The sequence below is a fragment of the Leclercia sp. J807 genome (genome assembly GCF_009734465.1).
GTDB lineage: Bacteria > Pseudomonadota > Gammaproteobacteria > Enterobacterales > Enterobacteriaceae > Enterobacter.
Map to the genome: position 1 here is coordinate 1,992,365 of NZ_CP046446.1, position 20,272 is coordinate 2,012,636.

Below are 20,272 nucleotides of genomic sequence, written 5' to 3' on the forward strand. Positions count from 1 at the left end.
CAATACACAGGAACCATCATCATGAAAAAAACACTGACGTTGATCGCCGCAGCAACCCTGAGCGCCCTGAGCTTTGCCTCCTGGGCTGATACCCTGACCGTAGGGGCCTCCAACACCCCGCACGCCGAAATCCTGGAGCAGGCGAAGCCGATTCTGGCGAAACAGGGTATCGATCTGGAGATTAAACCGTTCCAGGACTACATCCTGCCGAACACCGCGCTGGCAGGCCGTGACATCGACGCCAACTACTTCCAGCACATTCCATACCTGAACAGCGTGCTGAAAGATCACGCCGGGGATAAAGAGTACGATTTCGTCAGCGCCGGGGCGATCCACATCGAGCCAATCGGTATCTACTCCAAAAAATACAAGTCGCTGAAAGATCTGCCGGAAGGCGGCAAAATCATCATGCGTGATGCGGTCTCTGAAGAGGGACGTATCCTCTCTATCTTCGAGAAAGAGGGCGTGATCAAGCTGAAGCCGGGCATCGACAAAGTGACCGCGCGCATCAGCGACATTGTTGAGAACCCGAAAAAGCTGCAGTTCACCCCCAACGTAGAAGCCTCTCTGCTGCCGCAGATGTATAACAACGACGAGGGCGCGGCGGTTGTCATCAACGCCAACTACGCCATCGACGCCGGTCTGGATCCGGTTCACGACCCGATTGCGGTAGAGAGCGGTGAAAACAACCCGTACGCCAACATCATCACCGTGCACCGTGGCGATGAGAAGAAGAAAGACATCGTGGCGCTGGTGGATGTCCTGCACTCTAAAGAGATCCAGGACTGGATCCGCAACAAGTATAAAGGCGCGGTGATCCCGGTTAACAACTGATTTATCCGTTTGATTTCAAAGCCCGGCGAGTCTCTCGTCGGGCTTTTTTGTATAACGGCGATGAATCTATTAAGCTGGCCTTTTAAGGCAACGGAGTGAAAGTCATGGGCAATGTAACCAAAGACGAAGCGCTGTATCAGGAGATGTGTCGCGTGGTAGGCAAAGTCGTTCTTGAGATGCGCGATCTCGGGCAGGAGCCAAAGCATATTGTCATCGCCGGGGTACTGCGCACCGCGCTGGCAAACCAGCGCGTGAAACGCAGCGAATTAACCACCCAGGCGATGGAAACCGTCGTTAAAGCGCTGGCCGGTTAAGCCGCCAGCGTTTCGCAAGCTGTTCAACGCCACAGCACAGCAGGTAATAGACCACGCCAGTAAAAATAAAAATAGCCGCCGGGTAGATCTGCACCCGGTTGTTCACCTGGCCTGCCACGGTGGTCAGCTCCGGCACGTTGACAATAAAGGCCAGCGAGGTGTCCTTCAGCAGGCTGATAAAAATCCCCATTAGCGAAGGCAGGGTGTTGCGCAACGCCTGCGGCAGCAGGAGTAACCCCAGCGTTTGCAGCGCGCCAAACCCCTGGGCCTGCGCGGCTTCATATTGTCCTCCAGGCAACGCATTCAGCCCGGCCAGCACGGAGTGCATCACGGCGGCGGCAGTAAACCACGCCAGCGCCAGTGTAACGGTGAGCGCCCCCGGCAGATCGCCTCCGGTGATGAGGGGTAACAGATACCACAGCCAGAAAATGACAAAAATCAGCGGGATCCCGCGGATAATCTCCGCCCACAGGAACAAGGTGTTGCGTATCGCCCCCGGAAACCGCCACGCCAGCCCCGCCAGCGCTATTCCAACCGGGAACGCCAGCGCCGCGGCACCCAAAGTCATCAGGAGCGTCAACAACACGCCGCCGGGCTCTCCGGCCGCAACCCGCCCCCAGAGCAGATAATCCAGGTTATCGGTAATGACAGTAAGTCCGGCTAACATCTCTCTTCACTCCGGGTCGTCAGCGCGGCTTTACGCCGCCGTTCTGTTGAGGGGCCCAGTTTCGTCAGCAGGACGCCCATCGCCACGCCGGTAAGCAGGTACAGCACCGTGCCAACGCTAAAGGCCTCCAGCGCGTGGGCGTTATAGCTCTCTGTCTGCCGCACCTGGTAGGTGAGCTCCGCAAAGCCGATGCCGCTCGCCAGCGAAGAGAGTTTCATCAGATTGAGGTACTGACCCACCACTGGCTGCCAGGCGTTCGCCAGCCCCTGCGGCAGCAGGATGTACCGTAACAGCGGCCAGGGGGAAAAGCCCTGCGCCAGGGCGGCTTCCCGCTGACCGGCGGAAACAGCGCGTAGCCCGGCGGTGATCTCCTCGGTCAAAAAGGCCGAGGTAAAGACCCCCAGCCCCCAGGCGGAGCAGAGAAACTCTGGCGTAAACCACCAGACCTGACCCGGCAGCACTGACCAGCCATGATCGTCCATCACAAAGGTGCGAAACCCCTGCGGCAGCCCGTTCCAGGCGGCGAAATACCAGAACAGCAGCTGCACCAGCAGGGGCGTATTGCGAAACAGCGACACCCACAGGGCGACGATATGCGCGCCGATGCGCCCCCCGGCGAGACGCAACCCCAGAGAGGCGAGAGTAATAAGGCTGGCGACCACCATCCCTGCCAGGGTCACCCACAGGGTGGTGAGAAAACCGGAGAGGATCCACTGCAAGGGCTGGCCGGTCAGCACCCCTTGCCAGTCGAGGGCAGGCATCACAACGCTCCCGGATGCAGCGGGTTCAACACCTTCTGCAGAAAACGCTGGGTGCGCGGATGGGCAGGATGCTGAAAGAACTGCTCTGGCGGAGCCACTTCCAGGATGTGGCCGCCGTCAATGAACACCACCCGGTCGGCAATCTCCCGGGCAAACTGCATCTCATGGGTGACCACAATCATGGTGATCCCGCTGTGGGCGAGGGCTTTCATCACCAGCAGGACTTCGCCAATCATCTCCGGATCGAGGGCCGAGGTGGGCTCGTCAAAGAGGATGATCTGCGGCGAGGAGGCCAGCGCCCGTGCGATCGCCACCCGCTGCTGCTGCCCACCGGATAAGGCTTCCGGATAGTGATCGGCTTTATCCGCCATCCCCACCTGCGCCAGTAGTGCATCGGCGCGGGAGCCGGCCTCTGCCGAATGCCAGCCATGGACGTGCCTCAGCGCCAGGGCGATGTTTTGTCGGGCCGTCAGATGGCTGTAGAGATTAAACTGCTGGAAGACAAAACCGACCCGGCTGCGCAGCTGGCGCAACGCCTGGCGGGAGAGCTGACGCGTCGATTTCCCGTCAATCAGGATGTCGCCGGAGGTGAGATCTTCCAGCTGGTTGATCAGGCGAATCAGCGTCGATTTACCGGAACCCGACGGGCCGAGAATAGCGACCACCTCACCGGGCGTCACGCTGAGGTTGATGCCTTTCAGCACCGGGCGATCGCCGTAGCGTTTCACCACTTCGCAAAAAGTGACGCTGGCCTGTTGCAGATGTGAAAAATCCGCGGCATGGGCCGCGGAGCGAGAGAATAAACCTGACAGCATATTACTGGGCTTCTATTTTAAAGGCGCGAGGCTGCGGGGAGGGCGTCTGTGGACCAAACCAGGCATCGTAGATTTTTGCCGCGTCGCCGGTATTCTCCAGCTTCACCAGCTCATCGTTCACCACCTTTAACAGTGCGGTTTCGCCTTTTTTCACTCCGACGCCAATCTCTTCTTTACTTAGCAGGTCAGGGAGGATCTTAAAGTTGGCTTTATCGGGCGCCTGCGCCAGCAGACCTGCCAGAATGGTGCTGTCCTGGGTGATCGCCTGCACGTTGCCGTTGCGCAACGCCGTCAGCGCCAGCGGAATATCATCATAAGAGAGCACGCGCGATTGCGGAAAACGCTGATGCAGCGCCTGCTCCCCGGTCGTCCCTTTCACCGCCCCGATACGCGCCTTGCTGTAGGCCTCCAGATTGTCCGCGCCCTTGGCCGGAACCAGGAACTGCTGCCCGGTCACGAAGTAGGGAGTCGAAAAGTCGATCACCTGCGCCCGTTCCGGGGTGATGGTGATATCCGCCACAATCAGATCCGCTTTCCCGGACTGCAGCAGCGGGATGCGGTTTGCCGGGTTAGTGGCGATCAGCTCCAGTTTTACCCCGAGCGATTTTGCCAGCGCTTTGGCGAAGTCGACGTCATAGCCGACGATCTCGTGGCTTTTCGCATCCACCGATCCAAACGGCGGATTGGCATCAAACGTTGCGACTTTCACCACACCCGCCGCCTTAATATCCGCCAGCTGGTCTGCCTGCGCCTGGGTGGAAACCATCCCGACAGCGGCCAGTAAAGCCAGTGCCAGCGTCCGTTTTGTGTGTATTGCCATAGGTTCCTCTGCTTCTGTTTTTATTTTGTCCCCATACGCTCCCATACCCGGCGCGGGTAGCCAAATGCCAATATTGTCTTTGCTTAACGAAAAAAATCATTAGTGAACAGCGCGTTACCCATCAGTTAAAGCAGCGTTGCTTTTGCGCCTGGCGCAAATCCTCTGCCGGAATCGGCATTTCCACCGCCGACACATTGCTGGTTTACTGCATTCAGGCTGAACACATGAGGAACAGGGCAATGGGCAAACTGATGAGTACGTTACGGCGGTTTTTTACCGCACGATCGGAAGAGAACAGCGCGCAGCGTATTATTGAATCCATTCTGCCTGTCGCCAGCCTCTACGGTGTGGATATCGCCAATATTGACCCGGAGTGGTTCCATGACCAAACGCCACGCTGAACACCGCCTGGTGCGGGAAACATACTGGAATGAGGTGTGCGATCTTCACCGCGCCCTCTGCCATTCTGGACACTAACATCCAAAAATCGCCGCAAGTTTTGTCCACGGCTTAGCTTCCTGCTAAGGTCTCTGGCGTCCTTTTCCTGCGCCAGTTAAATGAATGAACAGCAAAAACTATCTACAACGAGGGCTCCTGATTTGGCTCACGCTCGGCCTGCTCAGCAGCGTGCTGCTGTATGCCGAGCAGATCCGCCGTCAGTACTGGGCACTCGACCGGGAATTTGCCACGGCGTTTACGGAGATCGGCGCGGTTCTCACCCAGAATGAATCAGTGCTGCCGCTGTTGAATGGCGATGAAGATCTGGCGGCGCTGCGTAAAAAATTCCCGCAAATACTCGACCTGCAAACCACCTCTGGTCGCGCGCTCGACACCGCACGGGTTGAACCGGTGACGGCCAAGCAGTACTGGCTCTACAACCCCTGGCGACAGATCCGGGTGCTGATTGACCCTTCGCCGGTCCTCACCGCCTGGCCCCGCTTTTCCCGCCTCACCCTGAATCTCTCCGGTGAGATGGCGCCACCGCCAACAGAGGCTTTCTGGCACTGGCAGCGACAGTTTTCTCAGCATACCCAGCCGTTTATTCTGCTGGCCGAGGCCCAACCGGCGTGGCTGAGCGTGGCGCTGCTGCCGTTTGTCCTGCTGTTTGCGGGCTGGGCCATCGTGGTAGCGGCAGGTGGCGTGATCCTCTGGCAGCGTAAGCAGCGCCAGAACGCCGACCAGCGCGCCTGGTACTATCAACATGCCCGGCTCAATACCCTGGGGGAGATCACCGCGGGCATTGTGCATGAGATCAACCAGCCTCTCACGGCGGTGCAGACCTGGATCCAGGGGGCGCAGCGCCAGATGCGCCAGGATAACCCTGCGGCGGTTGCTCAGGCGCTGGGCTCGGCGCTGGTGCAAACCCAGCGCATTAGCGCGCTGCTGACCCGCTTTCGTGAGCACGTTACCCAGGAGGCTGTCACCTTAGGGGCGGTGGATCTGGCCGAGTGCTGGCGGCATGTCAGTAACCTGCTGGAGCATGAGCGCACCGCCAGTCCTGTTCGACTTACCCATGATTTCGCCGCCGATGCCCGCACGCTCTGCGCCGACCGGCTGTGGCTGGAACAGGTGCTGCATAACCTGCTCAGCAACGCTATTCAGGCCCAGCAGGAGCGCGCCGCGGGATGGGTGCATATCCGCAGCCACCGCGAAGGCGAACGCATCCACATAGCGATCACCGACGGCGGCCCTGGCTTTACCCCGGAAGCACTCCACAACGCCTTTATGCCTTTTTATAGTGGGCGAGAGGGCGGCACGGGGCTGGGAATGACCTTAACGGAGTCGTTGGTCACCCGGATGAATGGCACGCTGGCTCTGGATAATGCCCCGGAGGGCGGGGCCAGGATCAGATTACAGTTTGCTCACCACGGGGGTCAGGTAAATGGATAACGTCATCTGGTTGATTGATGATGATGCGTCAGTCAGGGAGTCGCTGGTTTTTCTTTTCACAGGTATGAACTGGCATGTGGAGCCTTATGACAGTATTGCCGCGTTTACCGCGGCTCAGAGTGGGGAAAAATCCCTGACCGGCTGTCTGCTACTGGACATGCGCATGCCGGGCAAAGGTGGGCTCGCCTGGCTGGAGGAGGGCGCCTGGCCGTGGCCGCTGCTGCCGGTGATCCTCATGACCGGCCATGGCACCATTGATGCCTGCCGCCGCGCGTTTCACAATGGCGTGTTTGAATTTTTCACTAAGCCGCTGGATGCCGACACGCTGATTGAATCCATTACCGCCGCCCTCGCCGAGAGCCAGCGGCGCTTGGGCGTCTGGCAGGAGGCCACGCGGGTCCGAGCGCGGTTTGAACAGCTCACCACCCGGGAACACGAGGTGCTGCTGGCGCTCATGGAAGGCAGCAGTAATAAAGAGGTCGCCGCCCGGCTGAATCTCTCCCCAAGGACAGTAGAAGCGCACCGGGCGGCGGTGTTCGTCAAGCTGGGCGTCTCAAGCCTGGTGCAGGCCATCCGGGAATACGACAAATTACAATCCGTATAACTACCAGGATCACCGCGTAGTCAACCGAATAACATTTCATCGCCCGCTTCGATACGCTGCAAGGGTTCCCACTTACAAGAGGATGTGCGATGAAAAAGTTAATGATGGCGGCAGTGTGTGTAGCAGGGATGGTCAGCGTATCGGCGCATGCACAGTCTGTAGCGCAAAAAAATCTCTCCCTGACTCAGGCGAATGCGTTAGCCAGTGCGGCGATCCAGGCCTGCACAGCAAAAACTATCAGGTCAGCGTCACGGTGGTGGATCGCGCCGGGGTGGTAAAAGCGGTGCAGCGCACGGATAACGCCGGTCCGCACACCCTGAAAGCCAGCGAAATGAAAGCCTTTACCGCCCTCAGCACAAAAAACGCGTCGGGGAAGGTGATGGAGTCTGCCCAGAGCAACGCGGGCGCGCAGAACCTGCGCGATATCCCGGGCCTGCTGCTGCTGGCCGGTGGTTTGCCGGTCAAAGAAGGGGATGAGACGATCGGTGCCATCGGCATTGGCGGCGCGCCGGGTGGGCACCTGGATGAAGCCTGCGCGCAACAAGCCATTGATGGGCTGAAGAAGTCGTAAAAATGCCCGGCGGCGCTGCGCTTACGCGGCTCTGAGGGAAGGATGTTGTAGGCCGGGTAAGCGTAGCGCCACCCGGTATAAAACTAAAAGCCCCGGCGCTAGTCCGGGGCTTTTTTATCAGATCTTGCAGGCGTCGCCGCAATCATCATCCGCCACGATCGCCTGGGCTTTTTTATCCGCATCTTCAAGGCGTTCAGCGTTACGTTCTTCGGCTTCGTCCAGCCCGTCAAACACCAGATTGTTGAGATCAATTTCCATCGTTTACCTGCTTTGTTCGGTTTTTGTTCCAGGTCGTATTATAGAGCAAAACAGAGGGAGGAGGCACCCCAGCGCACATAAGGATAATCCTTGCCATACTGATGACTCACCCGGACTCAGGAGGCGTTGTGATCGTCTTATGTAAAACCTGCGGCACGTCTTATGACGCCGACCGCGAACCGCAGCACTGTGCCATTTGCGAAGATGAGCGCCAGTATGTACCCACGACGGGCCAGGAGTGGCTTGATTTTTCCGCCCTGACCAACACGCACACCAACAAGTGGCAACAGCTTGAACCTGACTTATTGAGCATCAAAACCGTGCCCGCGTTTGCCATCAACCAGCGCGCGATCCTGCTGAAAACCGCGCAGGGTAATGTGCTGTGGGATTGCATCGCCAATCTCGATCCCGCCACCCAGGCGCTGGTGACCGCGCTGGGCGGTATCGACGCCATCGCCATCTCGCACCCGCACTACTACACCACCATGCAGGATTGGGCGGCGGCCTTTAACGCCCCGGTATACCTGCACGCCAGCGATCGGCAGTGGGTGATGAGGGACAGCCCGGCGCTGCGCTTCTGGGAGGGGGATTCGCTGGAGATCGCCCCTGGCGTGACGCTGCACCGACTGGGCGGCCATTTTGCCGGCGGGACAGTGCTGCACTGGCACCGCGACGACGGTATTCTGCTGGCCGGGGATATTCTGCAGGTAACACCGGGCAAAGATGCGGTGTCTTTTATGTGGAGCTACCCGAACATGCTGCCGCTTCCGGCAGGCGTCGTGGCTGAGATCGCCGCCCGGCTGGAAAAGGTTTCCTTCGAACGCCTCTACGGCGCCTTTGAAGGCCAGAACATTTCCGCGAACGCGCGGGACATTGTCCTGCGGTCGGTCCAGAAATATATTGCTTGTCTGAAGTCGTGACCGGTGGGTAAACTCAAAAAACCGTGATCTCGATCATGCCTGTAACAATCACAAAAAAATGAGACATTGCTATGCAACATATCATTGAAGGTTTTCTCAGCTTTCAAAAAGAAATTTTTCCGCAACGTAAAGACCTTTTCCGCAGTCTGGCGTCCAGTCAGAATCCCAAAGCGCTGTTCATCTCCTGTTCTGACAGCCGCCTGGTGCCGGAGTTAGTGACCCAGCAGGAGCCGGGACAGCTCTTTGTCATTCGCAATGCTGGCAACATCGTTCCGCCTTTCGGGCCGGAGCCGGGCGGTGTTTCCGCCACCATCGAATATGCGGTGGTCGCCCTGGGCGTGACCGATATCGTGATCTGCGGCCACTCTAACTGTGGCGCGATGAAGGCGATTGCCGACAACGCCAACCTCGAGCCGATGCCTGCCGTCTCTCACTGGCTGCGCTACTCCGATGCGGCGAAAGCGGTGGTGGAAAAGAAAACCTGGGAAACCCCGACCGACAAGGTCAACGCCATGGTGCAGGAGAACGTCTTCGCCCAGCTGAGCAACATCAAAACCCATCCTTCAGTGGCGGTCGGCCTGCGTAACAACGCTATTCGCCTGCACGGCTGGGTGTACGATATCGAAAGCGGCGAAATTCGCGCCCTGGATAAAGAGACGAAAACCTTCGTTTCGCTGTCCGATAATCCTGGCGTCTACTTCGAGTAACACGCCGCATTCAGGGCGGGCGATCCCGCCCTGATTTCCCTTACGGTAGCGCCTCAAGTTTCAGACCCGCGCGCTTCGCCGTTTCCGGCAGCAGATCCGCCGCCGTGACGTACCCGTCCGGATCCAGACAGCGGTTTGCCGCTCTCGCCTGTTGCAGTATCTCTTCATCCCAGTAGACGCGCTTACGCTGATCGCCTTCGGTGGTCAGAATGCACTCCATGTCGCCATCCAACGCGCGATAACGCCGCCAGCTGTTCGCCGGAACCGAAATGACCGAACGCTCAGGGGCGACAATGCTCACCTCTTCGCCCTCTTTATTCCAGGTCACCTCCAGCGTGCCTTTAAAGACCATGATCACCTGCACATCCGGGCAGAGGTGGCGACCTACCACATGCTCCGTGGCCAGGCGCAGCCACTCAACGGAAAAACCGTGCGGGTTAACGATAGCTGGCGCGGCGTGTTTATCCTGGCTGATACCAAAGCCGATCACCGGGGCGATCTCGCCGCCGTGGCCGGGCAGGACCGAATCGAGTAACCCCGCCGCCGACCAGCGCCGATCTTCCCCGGTTACCGCCCTCTGGCGCATCTCCTCCACGGAGTAGTGGCGCAGGGCGGCAATCTCTACCGCAGGCAATGGCGCCAGCAGTCCTGCCGGTTCCGGGAGGGTATCGCCCGCATTTACGTCGATAAGCATGTTGTCTTTGCTCAGATAGAGGCCATACTCGCTGGCCGCGTTCAGAATCGACGGATGCCAGATAATCCCCCCGGTGTTATTCCCCCCGAGCACCGTGTAGACCATGCCGCAGGTCTCTTCTTTACTGACATTGGTAAAGCCGCGGAAGATCCAGGTGGGAATAGAAAGAATGGCCGGAGCGCTGAACTCGGCTTCATTTTCCCCGTTGGCTCCCCAGCGAAAACGCCAGGTGCCCTCGTGAATCAAGAACACTTCGGCGGTGAAATGCAGATGTAGATTGTTGGTCACCCCTTTTGGCATCGCCGCGGCGCCGATATTAAAGCCGTGTGGTTCCGGGATGTTCACCACCTGAGCGGAGGACTGGGTAACGCCCGGGCCAATAAAGGAGTAGTTCTGTTTCAGGTGGGAGCCGGGTAGTTTGCAATCGATAAACGCCAGATTGCAGGACACCATATCTTCAGGGGCAACCAGACGGCTGCGGGCCAGTTCGGGGCTAATGTGACGTGCTTTCATCTTTTCTCCTGTTAATAACCTGATGCGCCGGTAGTGGGGAGCGCATTGCCCCGCGCCAGGGCGATGGCTTCGCGTGAGGCGCGGCCAAGTTGCATGACATCGTTCGCCGGGGTGACAAACTGAAAACCTTCGCTAATGCGCCGGGCAGCAGCCTCACCAGAGGTGCAAAAGATCCCGGCGATTTTTTGCCACTGACGACACCGACTGACGACCCGCTCAATGGCAGCCAGCATCTCAGGGTGACGGGATTCGGCGCTGGCGCTGCCGGTCAGGGTCAGCGACAGATCGTTCGGGCCAATAAAGACCCCGTCCAGCCCGTCGGTGGCAAGGATTGCATCCAGGTTCGCCAGCCCATCACGGGTTTCGATCATTGCCAGGGTCAATATTTCGTCGTTGGCGTGCTGCGGATAATCCGCGCCACCGTAGAGCAGCCCCCGGGCAGGGCCAAAGGAGCGGTTGCCCAGCGGTGGATAACGGCAGGCGGCCACAAAGCGGCGGGCCTCTTCAGCCGTGGAGATCATCGGGCAGATAATGCCGTAGGCACCCGCATCCAGCATGCGCATGATCTGCGCCGGATCGTTATCCTGCACCCGCACCAGCGGCACCGCCGGGGTAGCGGAGAGGGCCTGCAGCATGGAGAGCGCGCTGGCGAAGTCAATCATGCCGTGCTGAAGATCGACGGTGACGGCATCAAAACCCTGATGGCCGGCGATCTCCGCGCTGTAGCCCGACGGGATGGCCAGCCAGCCGTTAATCACGGCGCTGCCGTCGGGCATTGCCTTGAGTCTGTTTTTACGCATCTAAACACTCCTGGATCCAGTGACGTAGCGGGTGAGCAACCTCATCCGGCGCTTCAAGCAGGGTGAAGTGCCCGGCTGAGGCGAGGGTGACAAGCGTCGCCTGAGGCGCACTCTCAATAACCCGCTGGTGGTGAGACGGCGTGCAGATGGGATCGTGCAGGCCGTTGATAACAACGATGGGGCAGGCGAGGGCCGGGAGCGCCCCGCGATTGTCCCGCCGGGTAATGGCGATTTCGGTCTGCGTCGCCAGGATGGCGGGCCCGCATTCTCTGGCCATCTGGCAAATCAGATCGTGCAGGGCGGCATCCTGCGTGCGCGTCGGGGCAACGTATTTCGGCCACAGGCTGGCGGAGAGCCAGTCCGCCACACCCTGCTGTCGCGCCACGCGTACCGCCTCGCGTCGGGAAGCCGCATTTTCTGGCGTATCGGCAAGGGGATTGACCGACAGCAGCGCCAGCCCGGCGATGCGCTGTGGCGCGTCGGCGACCATCTGCAGGGCCACAATCGCCCCCAGCGAAAAGCCAGCCAGCAGGAAGCGCGGCGGCAGTTCGTGCAGCAGGTTTCGCGAGGCGTCTGCCGCCGACGTCGCGTCCGTCAGCGTAATGCAGAGCACGTCAGAGAGGTTGAGCCTGTCGAGCACCGGCTGCCAGAGACGCGCGTTACAGAGCGTGCCGCTAATCAGCACCAGCGGCAGGGCGTGATTATCCACAATCTTACTCCTCAGGTTGCGGTCCAGCCGCCGTCGACCATCAGCGCGCTGCCGGTGATCATCGCTGCGGCGCCGGAGGCCAGGAACACCACCGGCCCCATCACATCTTCGACGGTACCGGTACGTCCGAGCTTGATATTCTCCAGCACGTAGTGGCGAAAGGCGGGGTCGGCCAGCGACGATGCGGTCAGCGCCGTCTCAATAAAGGTCGGGCAGAGGGTATTAACCCGGATCCCCGCCTCGCCAAGCTCCAGCGCCATGGCTTTGGTTAACCCTTCCAGCGCAAATTTCGACGCGCAGTAGACGCTGCGCTTAGGGCCGCCGACATGCCCCATCTGGGAGGAGATGTGGATGATCGAGCCTGCTATTCGCTCCTCACGCATCCGGGCGGCGATCCGTTGGCTGACAAAAAAGGTCGCCCGCAGGTTGATCGCCATCACCGCATCAAAGTTCGCCTCGCTGACCGCCAGAAACGGTTCGTGGCGAGCCAGCCCGGCGCTGTTGACCAGAATGTCGAAGGCGGGCAGGGCTTCGGTGACGGCCTCCACCTGGGCGACATCGGTGATATCCAGCGCCACCGGACGCAGCAGCAGCCCGCGTTCGGCGGCGAGGGTGGCAGCCGCATCCAGCGCCTGGCGATCCCTGGCGGCAATCCACACCTCTGCGCCACTCTGCGCCAGGGCGACAGCGCAGGCGAATCCCAGTCCGCGGGAGCCGCCCGTCACCAGGGCCCGCTTTCCGTGCAGGCCGAAGGAGGGCATCTCAGGAAACGCCATGACTTACACCTTCTCTCTGATCGGCGCCGGGGTGGCGTAAGGCACCTCAACCTGGCCGTAGCGGCGGACGCGGATATTGGCCTGCTCAGCATGTCCGGCGAAGCCTTCCAGCAGCGAGAGGCGCGAGCAGTAGCTGCCGATCTCGGTGGTGGCTTCATCGCTGAGGACTTTCTGCCAGGTGCAGGTTTTCATGAATTTCCCCACCCACAGGCCGCCGGTGTAACGCGCCGCTTTTTGCGTGGGCAGCGTGTGGTTGGTGCCGATCACCTTATCGCCATAGGCAACGTTGGTGCGCGGGCCGAGGAACAGGGCGCCGAAGTTAGTCATGTTGGCCAGGAACCAGTCGTCCCGGGCGGTCATAACCTGGACATGCTCAGAGGCGATGCGGTCGGCTTCCGCGAGCATCTCTTCGTAGCTGTCGCAGACGATGATCTCCCCGTAATCGCGCCACGCCTGGCGGGCAATATCAGCGGTGGGCAGTTTTTCCAGCAGGCGATCGATCTCGCGCAGCGTCTCTTTGGCAAGGGTCATCGAGTTGGTCAGCAGAATGGCTGGGGTGGTCACACCATGCTCTGCCTGTCCCAGCAGGTCGGTGGCGCACATTTCGGCGTCAACGGTGTCGTCGGCAATCACCAGCGTCTCCGTCGGACCGGCAAAGAGGTCAATCCCGACCCGACCAAACAGCTGGCGTTTGGCCTCCGCCACAAAGGCGTTACCGGGCCCGACCAGCATATCGACCGGCGAGAGCGAATCGGTGCCCAGCGCCATCGCGCCGATGGCCTGAATTCCCCCCAGCGCATAAATTTCCGTGGCACCAGCCATTTTTTGCGCCGCGACGATTGCGGGTGCCGGTTCGCCGCCGAACGGCGGCGCGCAGCTCACGATGCGGGAGCAGCCCGCCACGTTGGCGGTGATAATCGACATATGCGCCGAGGCCAGCAGGGGATATTTCCCGCCCGGGACATAACACCCCACCGCATTAATGGGGATGTTTTTATGCCCGAGAATCACCCCCGGACGGGTTTCAATTTCCAGATCCCGCAGACATTCTTTTTGAGCGCGGGCGAAATTAAAGACCTGCTCCTGCGCAAATTCGATATCGTGAATATCCTGGCGGCTTAATTTATTGATACAGGCATTAATTTCCGCGTCGCTCAGGCGATAATCCTGCCGATCATAGCGGTCAAACTTAATGGATAATTCGCGAATAGCTTTATTACCGCGTTTTTCAATATCCGCCAGAATAAGCTCTACCGTTTCCCTTATTTGACGCTGCGCATCCTGACGTTCCTGAACCGGTTTACTGGTTTTAAGCATATAAGCCACAATCTCTTCCTCGCATAATTAAGGTGACAACTGTCCTCCCGGCGGGCCGGGATAAATGTTTGGGTGTTAAATATTACTGGTCGCGCGCGGGCGCGAGTGGGGCGTTAAGGGATAATTCCGCAGACGGCGGCGTTTTACGACTATTCACCCAGCGCACGGAGAGCGGGGTGGCAATGGCCGCGATAACCGACAGGCCAGCAATAAAGAGATAGCCGGACGACAGATTAATGTGCTGCATCATCACGCCCATGATCACCGGCCCGGCAAACATGCCGCAGGAGTAGATGGTCTGGAACAGACCCATGCGCGTGGACTGCTCATCGGAAGTGGTATTGACCACGCTCAGGGACATAAAGGCCGCGAACGCCATCCCGAACGAGAAGCCCGCCAGCGCCTGCAACAGATAGATGACATACATATTGCTGGTGAAGGGGATGCCTAAGGTCGACAACACCTGCAGGACAATGCCCAGCACCGCCGTCTTCATCAGCCCAAGGCGCTGATAAAAGAGGCTGCTGCACAGGGCGATGGCGAGGGCGTAGAAGATCAGATGGATGTTACTCAGCAGGGTTAAGATCCCGGCACGCCCGCCTAACTGCTCGGCATAGATCGGCGTCAGCGTATCGCGGGTAGCAAAAGGCACCAGGATAACGAGGGTCGCCAGGATACCGATCAGCCACACCGAACGGTCGGCCAACTGCAGGCGGGCACCGGCGATACAGGCTTTCAGCGTCGGGGCTTTGACCGGATCGTGTACATCCTGGATGCGGGTGGTGAGAAGCAGCGCCACCAGCGCCGAGACGCAGGAGACGAAAAATGCGATGTTGTTCTCAAAATAGTGAATCAACAGACCCCCAATGCAGTTGCCGAGAAACACCCCCAGCGGCCCTGCCAGCGCCAGAAAGGCCACCGCAGCAGGGGCATCTTTGCGGTCAAAATAGCGAATAAAGAGAATGTTGTAGAGCACCCAGGTGGCAGCGGTGACGCCGTCAGCCGCCTTCGCCAGATAGAGGGTGAGGGCGTTAGGCTCCAGCCATGCCAGTGGCCAGGCGATAATCGGCAGGACCAGCGCCCCCTGGATAAAGATTTTTCGACTCTTCACCACATCGGAAACAATCCCCAGCGGAAAGCGGATCAGCAGCGTGGCGAGGCCGCTGGCCCCCATGATGATCCCCATCACCTGCGGCTCCATCCCCTGGTTGATCATCATCGGGGCCAGGAACGCATCAATGCTGTGAATACAGATAAAAAACAACACGCTGATGATAAAAAAGAGCCGGGCTTCGGGTCGGCGTAACAGTGCTCGAAACATGGTTGTGAACCTCTTAAAACGTAATGGGTTAAAACCAGTCAAGTACAACGTTTACCGGCTCAATCCCTTTGGATACTGACCAGGCTGCCCGGTACAATTGACGGTGTGAATATTGCTCTGCATACGTATTCAAAAATTGAAGTTACGAAAAGGTTTCAAATTTGTAAAGGTCGTTTATCACCATTGTGAAAAAAATAATTTAGGCTGTTGCATACGCATGCAAACATGGTGTAAGTATAAAAAGTACCCGCTTCCTGCGGCGCGGTGACAGGGAATAGCCCTGCCACAAGTGCCGATGAGGGGAGTCACAGGGATAAGGAACTCACGGTAATGAAACGTAAGACTTTTACAGCGGTGACCTCTCAGCAGGTGGCGCAGCTGGCGGGAGTATCACAATCGGCGGTGTCCCGCACCTTCACGCCGGGGGCGAGCATCTCACCGGCAACGCGTGAGAAGGTGCTCAAGGCGGCGCGTGAGCTGGGCTATCGGCCTAACGCCATCGCCCGCTCGCTTAACACGGCCCGCTCGCGGATCATCGGCGTGGTGATCTCCTATTTTGATAACCAGTTTTACCCCCAGGTGCTTGAGGCGCTGGCGCAAAAGCTGGACACCCTTAACTATCACCTGCTGCTGTTTGTCGGCGATCGCGACGGGAATGTTGACCGGATTTTCGACCAGATCATGCAGTACCGGGTGGACGGCATCGTGCTGGCTTCGGTCACCCTGTCGCTCGACCTCTCCCAGGAGTGCCTTGCCGCCGGGATCCCGGTGGTGCTGTTTAACCGCAGCGAAGAGAGCGGAATGGCATCGAGCGTTAACAGCAATAACGAGGCGGCATCCCGCCAGATTGCCGAATTTTTACTGGCGGCAGGACATAAACGCTTTGCCTACGTAGGCGGGGTGGCGGACTCGTCCGTCAACATCGCCCGTCAGCGCGGGTATTTGCAGGCTTTGCAGGAGCAGGGCATTGACGATGTCCGGGTGGTGAACGGCAATTACGATGCCCAGGAGACGGCCCGAGCGGCCTATGCGCTCTTCTCTGCATCCCCCGCGCCGGACGCCATTTTTGTCGCCAATGACCATATGGCAGTGATCGTCATGGACGTGGCGCGCTACGAGTTTGGCCTGCGCATCCCGGAAGATGTCTCTATTGTGGGTTACGACGATATCGGCCCCTCCGGCTGGGCATCCTATGCATTAACTTCCGCGTCACAGCCCGTCGAGGCGATGGTCAGCGCCACGGTGGAGCTGCTGATGAAGCAGATCGACAGCGGTACGATCGAACCTGAACAAATTACCGTGCCGGGCAAACTGGTGGTACGCCACTCCGCGCGCCGACCGCATGCGGGGGCTATCGACGCCGAGGGTTATTACATGTTCCAGACGCAGGAGGACAAATGAGCAGATTGCCGGGCTTCAGCCCCCAGTTCGATTCCATCCAACAGTTTATTCTCACCCTGACGCATGTGGTCTGGGAACAAAAGGATATCGGCCAGCTTGCCGACTTCTACGCTACGCCGGTGGTCTTTATCACCCCGGAAAAACAGCTAACCGATCTGCCGCAGTTTATGCGCCTGACCCTGGAGGCGATGCACAGCTTTCCCCAGCGCACCGTGCTGACAGAAGACATTCTGGCGACCGAGAATCCCGGCAATGAGTACTACGCCGCCCAGCGTACCATCGCCTGCATTCGCCATATGGGCGAAGGCTTCTTCGGCGCACCCAGCGGCAAAACCCTCTGGGTGCGCACCTGGGCCGACCGTATCTGTGCCGACGGCGCGGTGCGCCAGGAGTGGCTTTTGCAGGACAGAGCGGCGATTGTCGCTCAGCTCGGACTCAACGTGCAGGAATTTGCGCGCAATCTGGCGGGCATGCAGGAGCAGCTGGGTATTCCCCGGGCGACCGCCGAAACGCTGGACGCCCGCTGGGCGGGTGGCCCGGAAGGGGATGATGTCGAAGGGCCGATTGCCGGAGTAGTAGAGCGCTATCTCACCATGTGGGCGGGCGGTAACAGCGGCACCGTGCCGGGTCTGTATCATCCTGCCGCCACGCTCTACGCGCCGGGCCACTGCAGCGGCACGGGAGAGCAGGAGATTGCTGCACTACTGTCGGGATACCGCGCCTCTTTTGCCGACAGCGAAGTGCAGCTGCACCACCTTATCGTGCGCCGCGACCCTGGCGAGCCGGTGCGCATTTCGCTGCGCTGGTCGCTCCTGACCTGGCACGACGGATATGGCAAGTTTGGCGTGCCGACCCGTAAGCCGGTATCGATCACCGGTATCAGTCAGCTTGAATTACGCGATGGTTTAATTATTCGCGAATATCTTGGTATTGATGAATTAGCTATCTGGTCGCAAATCGTCAATTAACCGGAGGTCCGCCTCCGCTATATTTCTTACCTGAACGTTTTTAAATCCGCCGCAATAAATATTGCGGCTCCATTCTCCATCCATTCCGGGTGCGGGATCGTATTGTCTGAAAACAGAAGCAGGGGTTTATATGTCTTCAACTGAAGCAACAAATAAAGCACCAGCCGTACCTGAAAAAAATAATAAGCTCACCCGTGATGAACCGGTATTACAGGTTGAGCGTCGCGACTTTATTGATTTAGTGCCGCAGAAACGTCCGCGGGCGCAATCATTACGCGGGTTCGATGAGTGTTATACCGACATAGTCGATTATATTGTTCGCTGCACCCATAAAATATGGGATGAACGCGACGTAGGATTAATTTACACCCACTATACGCACAACTGCGTCTTATATAACGCGCTGGGTACTCTCTATACCCGCGAGCAGGTGGTGCAGGATACGCTGCAACGCCTGGTGGCTTTTCCGGAGCGCCGCGGCATGGCGACCCAGGTGATCTGGAACGGTAACGACGTGGACGGTTTTTACACCTCGCACCTGGTGACCGGCAGCGGGCGCCATACCCAGTTCAGCCACCTTGGCAAACCGACCAACCGAACGTTCGTCACCCGCACCGTGGCCGACTGCATGATCCACGAGAACAAGATCTATCGCGAGTGGGTGGTGAGCGACAACATGTCGCTGATGAAGCAGCTGGGACTGAACACCGATGAGATCGCCTTTAACATGGCGAAAGAGCAGTTCGACAAGGGCTTTCGCGTTACCGACATCGGTGAAAACGGCCGCATGCTGGGGCAGTATCCGCCGGAGATGGTCTGCGATGTCTCCATCGCCCATACCGACACCGAAGAGCAGTGCCTGCGCTGGATGCACGAAATCTATAACCGCCGGATGCTCGGCAAGATCAAAGAGGTCTACGCGCCGAACGTTCAGTGGCATGGCCCGCTGATGAAAGAGCTGTACGGCACTGCGTCGGTGACGCACCAGACCCTGGCCCTGATCGGCATGATCCCTGACGGCGCCTGGCTGCCGCAGCACATCTGCTCCAACCCGTGCGACGAAGGCGGCACGAAAGTAGCGATACGCTGGATCATCGAGGGTCACCACCTGGGCTACGGCGAGCTGGGTAAACCGACCGGTAAACGTCTGTTCGTGATGGGGATGTCTCACTACCACATTATTAACGGCAAAATTGTCGACGAGTGGGTGCTTTACGATCACCTGGCGCTGCTGGCACAAATCAAACTGGGTCAAATGGAGGAAGCATAATGTCTGTACAGTCAATTGTTGACCAGGTGAGCTGGATCAAACGTCCCCAGGGGCAGGATGCGCAGGCCGACAAATCGTTAACCGACACGGTCGGTGGCATTATTGCGCGGGTAAAAGACGAGGGCGACGCGGCCCTGAGAGATTTCTCGCGGCAGTTTGATAAGGTGGTGCCCGCGCAGTTTGAAGTCACGGCCAAGGAGATTGAGACCGCGCTGCGCGAGATGGACCCGCAGACCCGCCGCGACAGCGAGTTTGCCATCGCCCAGGTCAGGCGCTTTGCCGAGGCTCAGCTTGCCACCATGCAGCCGCTGGAGGTGGAAACCCTGCCTGGCGTGCATCTGGGGCACCGGATTATTCCGGTTCAGACGGTGGGGTGTTATGTGCCGGGGGGCCGCTATCCGATCCTCTCCGCGTCGGTGATGTCCATCGTGCCCGCCACGGTTGCCGGATGCGAACAGATCATCGCCTGTCTGCCGCCCGCGGCACACCCGTCGATGATTGCGGTCTGTCACCTGGCCGGGGCCCATCGGATCTTTAAAATTGGCGGCGCTCAGGCGGTGGCGGCCATGGCCTGGGGAACGGAGAGCGTACCGGCAGTGGACAAAATTGTCGGACCGGGCAACGCCTTTGTGAACGAGGCCAAGCGCCAGGTGTTTGGCAAAGTGGGGATTGATGCCCTGGCGGGGCCGAGCGAGATCTTCACCGTCGCCGACGACAGCGCCGATGCGCGCATTATTGCCGCCGATCTGCTGGCGCAGGCCGAGCATGATGTCCACACTCGCGTCGGGCTGGCAACCACCAGCCGGGCAATCGCCGAGGGGGTGCTGTCAGAAATTGAGCGCCAGCTGATGACGCTGCCTACCGCCGCGACCGCGGGCGAAGCCTGGCGTCGTCAGGGAGAAATTGTGGTCTGCGACAGCGAAGAGCAGCTGATCGCCTTTGCGGATCATATGGCGACCGAGCATCTGCAGGTCCATACCCGCGACCCGCACAGCACGGCGGCGAAAATCCGCAATTATGGCTCGCTGTTTATCGGCCAGAACGCAAGCGTGGTCTTCTCGGACAAATGTTGCGGCACCAACCACACCCTGCCAACCATGGCGGCAGCACGTTACACCGGCGGGCTGTGGGTGGGGGCTTACGTTAAAATCTGTACCCATCAGTGGATCGATGAGCAGGGCATCGCGGCGATTGCGGAACCGGCCATTCGCCAGAGCCGTACCGAGGGGATGCAGGGGCACCGTCGCGCCGCGGAGATCCGTCTGCATCCGGAAGCGCTGGATGCCATCACCTCCGGGCTGCGGGACTGATTGCAACGGGAGGTCAGCGCGCTGCGCTGGCC

At 59.3% G+C, this 20,272-nt stretch carries 22 protein-coding genes and 1 pseudogene; 12 read left to right on the forward strand and 11 right to left on the reverse strand.

The window, feature by feature from the left end; genetic code table 11:
- The first annotated feature begins 21 nt into the window (after positions 1-21).
- Entirely contained in the window at positions 22-834 is an 813-nt protein-coding gene (locus GNG26_RS09435) for a MetQ/NlpA family ABC transporter substrate-binding protein (RefSeq protein ID WP_156238502.1), read from the forward strand.
- 104 nt (positions 835-938) lie between these two features.
- Positions 939-1,148 carry a fumarate hydratase FumD gene (fumD, locus tag GNG26_RS09440; protein WP_014831602.1) on the forward strand — a complete coding sequence of 70 codons (210 nt, stop codon included), beginning with the start codon at positions 939-941 and terminating at the stop codon, positions 1,146-1,148.
- On the opposite strand, the gene GNG26_RS09445 is transcribed toward fumD, so the two are convergent.
- The 4 genes from GNG26_RS09445 to GNG26_RS09460 are packed head-to-tail and all read right to left on the reverse strand — an operon-like array spanning position 1,129 to position 4,211.
- Positions 1,129-1,815 (reverse strand): amino acid ABC transporter permease, encoded by a 687-nt coding sequence (locus GNG26_RS09445; RefSeq protein WP_156238503.1) that lies wholly within the window; start codon positions 1,813-1,815, stop codon positions 1,129-1,131. The two genes, fumD and GNG26_RS09445, sit on opposite strands and share 20 nt — an antisense overlap.
- Positions 1,809-2,576, reverse strand: a complete 768-nt coding sequence (locus GNG26_RS09450; RefSeq protein ID WP_156238504.1) for an amino acid ABC transporter permease — start codon at positions 2,574-2,576, stop codon at positions 1,809-1,811. The genes GNG26_RS09445 and GNG26_RS09450 overlap by 7 nt, the downstream gene beginning before the upstream one ends.
- Positions 2,576-3,391 (reverse strand): amino acid ABC transporter ATP-binding protein, encoded by an 816-nt coding sequence (locus tag GNG26_RS09455; protein WP_156238505.1) that lies wholly within the window; start codon positions 3,389-3,391, stop codon positions 2,576-2,578. Before GNG26_RS09455 ends, GNG26_RS09450 begins: the two co-directional genes overlap by 1 nt.
- Position 3,392: 1 nt before the next feature.
- Positions 3,393-4,211, reverse strand: a complete 819-nt coding sequence (locus tag GNG26_RS09460; protein ID WP_156238506.1) for an ABC transporter substrate-binding protein — start codon at positions 4,209-4,211, stop codon at positions 3,393-3,395.
- A gap of 239 nt (positions 4,212-4,450) precedes the next feature.
- Here GNG26_RS09460 and GNG26_RS22485 point away from each other — a divergent pair, with 239 nt between their 5' ends.
- From GNG26_RS22485 to GNG26_RS09475, 4 genes and pseudogenes are all read left to right on the forward strand, one after another.
- Positions 4,451-4,612, forward strand: coding sequence for a hypothetical protein (locus GNG26_RS22485; protein ID WP_197080142.1), 162 nt, complete (start codon positions 4,451-4,453; stop codon positions 4,610-4,612).
- Between the two features lie 160 nt (positions 4,613-4,772).
- Positions 4,773-6,101: a sensor histidine kinase gene (locus GNG26_RS09465; protein WP_156238507.1), complete on the forward strand. Its 1,329-nt coding sequence runs from the start codon at positions 4,773-4,775 to the stop codon at positions 6,099-6,101.
- Positions 6,094-6,705, forward strand: a complete 612-nt coding sequence (locus GNG26_RS09470) for a response regulator transcription factor (RefSeq protein WP_114315200.1) — start codon at positions 6,094-6,096, stop codon at positions 6,703-6,705. The genes GNG26_RS09465 and GNG26_RS09470 overlap by 8 nt, the downstream gene beginning before the upstream one ends.
- An 89-nt stretch (positions 6,706-6,794) precedes the next feature.
- Positions 6,795-7,276, forward strand: a pseudogene (locus GNG26_RS09475) (heme-binding protein).
- Positions 7,277-7,393: 117 nt separating this feature from the next.
- Here the strand turns inward: GNG26_RS09475 and GNG26_RS09480 are convergent.
- On the reverse strand, positions 7,394-7,534 hold the full coding sequence (locus GNG26_RS09480; RefSeq protein WP_032617828.1) for a hypothetical protein: 141 nt from the start codon (positions 7,532-7,534) through the stop codon (positions 7,394-7,396).
- Positions 7,535-7,662: 128 nt separating this feature from the next.
- Here GNG26_RS09480 and GNG26_RS09485 point away from each other — a divergent pair, with 128 nt between their 5' ends.
- Together GNG26_RS09485 and GNG26_RS09490 are read left to right on the forward strand one after the other, a co-directional pair.
- Positions 7,663-8,454, forward strand: coding sequence for an MBL fold metallo-hydrolase (locus GNG26_RS09485; protein ID WP_156238508.1), 792 nt, complete (start codon positions 7,663-7,665; stop codon positions 8,452-8,454).
- 71 nt (positions 8,455-8,525) lie between these two features.
- Entirely contained in the window at positions 8,526-9,161 is a 636-nt protein-coding gene (locus tag GNG26_RS09490) for a carbonic anhydrase (RefSeq protein ID WP_103823889.1), read from the forward strand.
- A 40-nt stretch (positions 9,162-9,201) separates the two neighbouring features.
- Here the strand turns inward: GNG26_RS09490 and GNG26_RS09495 are convergent, their stop codons facing one another.
- The 6 genes from GNG26_RS09495 to GNG26_RS09520 form a co-directional block, all read right to left on the reverse strand.
- The gene (locus tag GNG26_RS09495; RefSeq protein ID WP_156238509.1) at positions 9,202-10,368 is read right to left on the reverse strand and encodes a cupin; all 1,167 of its coding nucleotides are present in this window, start codon (positions 10,366-10,368) and stop codon (positions 9,202-9,204) included.
- Positions 10,369-10,379: 11 nt separating this feature from the next.
- Positions 10,380-11,168: an HpcH/HpaI aldolase/citrate lyase family protein gene (locus tag GNG26_RS09500; protein WP_103823891.1), complete on the reverse strand. Its 789-nt coding sequence runs from the start codon at positions 11,166-11,168 to the stop codon at positions 10,380-10,382.
- Positions 11,161-11,877 carry an alpha/beta fold hydrolase gene (locus tag GNG26_RS09505; RefSeq protein ID WP_231604254.1) on the reverse strand — a complete coding sequence of 239 codons (717 nt, stop codon included), beginning with the start codon at positions 11,875-11,877 and terminating at the stop codon, positions 11,161-11,163. The genes GNG26_RS09500 and GNG26_RS09505 overlap by 8 nt, the downstream gene beginning before the upstream one ends.
- 11 nt (positions 11,878-11,888) lie before the next feature.
- Positions 11,889-12,653: an SDR family NAD(P)-dependent oxidoreductase gene (locus tag GNG26_RS09510; protein WP_114315195.1), complete on the reverse strand. Its 765-nt coding sequence runs from the start codon at positions 12,651-12,653 to the stop codon at positions 11,889-11,891.
- A gap of 3 nt (positions 12,654-12,656) precedes the next feature.
- Positions 12,657-13,979 carry a histidinol dehydrogenase gene (gene hisD / locus GNG26_RS09515; RefSeq protein WP_114387276.1) on the reverse strand — a complete coding sequence of 441 codons (1,323 nt, stop codon included), beginning with the start codon at positions 13,977-13,979 and terminating at the stop codon, positions 12,657-12,659.
- A gap of 73 nt (positions 13,980-14,052) precedes the next feature.
- Complete coding sequence (locus GNG26_RS09520; RefSeq protein WP_156238511.1) at positions 14,053-15,291, reverse strand: MFS transporter; 1,239 nt, start codon at positions 15,289-15,291, stop codon at positions 14,053-14,055.
- Positions 15,292-15,621: 330 nt separating this feature from the next.
- On the opposite strand from GNG26_RS09520, the gene GNG26_RS09525 reads away from it, so the two are divergent.
- The 4 genes from GNG26_RS09525 (at position 15,622) to hisD (GNG26_RS09540) (ending at position 20,240) form a co-directional block, all read left to right on the forward strand.
- Positions 15,622-16,692, forward strand: coding sequence for a LacI family DNA-binding transcriptional regulator (locus tag GNG26_RS09525; protein ID WP_103823895.1), 1,071 nt, complete (start codon positions 15,622-15,624; stop codon positions 16,690-16,692).
- Positions 16,689-17,660 (forward strand): nuclear transport factor 2 family protein, encoded by a 972-nt coding sequence (locus GNG26_RS09530; protein ID WP_114315192.1) that lies wholly within the window; start codon positions 16,689-16,691, stop codon positions 17,658-17,660. The genes GNG26_RS09525 and GNG26_RS09530 overlap by 4 nt, the downstream gene beginning before the upstream one ends.
- Positions 17,661-17,790: 130 nt before the next feature.
- On the forward strand, positions 17,791-18,930 hold the full coding sequence (locus GNG26_RS09535) for an ester cyclase (RefSeq protein WP_156238512.1): 1,140 nt from the start codon (positions 17,791-17,793) through the stop codon (positions 18,928-18,930).
- The gene (gene hisD / locus GNG26_RS09540; protein ID WP_156238513.1) at positions 18,930-20,240 is read left to right on the forward strand and encodes a histidinol dehydrogenase; all 1,311 of its coding nucleotides are present in this window, start codon (positions 18,930-18,932) and stop codon (positions 20,238-20,240) included. Before GNG26_RS09535 ends, hisD (GNG26_RS09540) begins: the two co-directional genes overlap by 1 nt.
- The last annotated feature ends 32 nt before the right edge of the window (positions 20,241-20,272 follow it).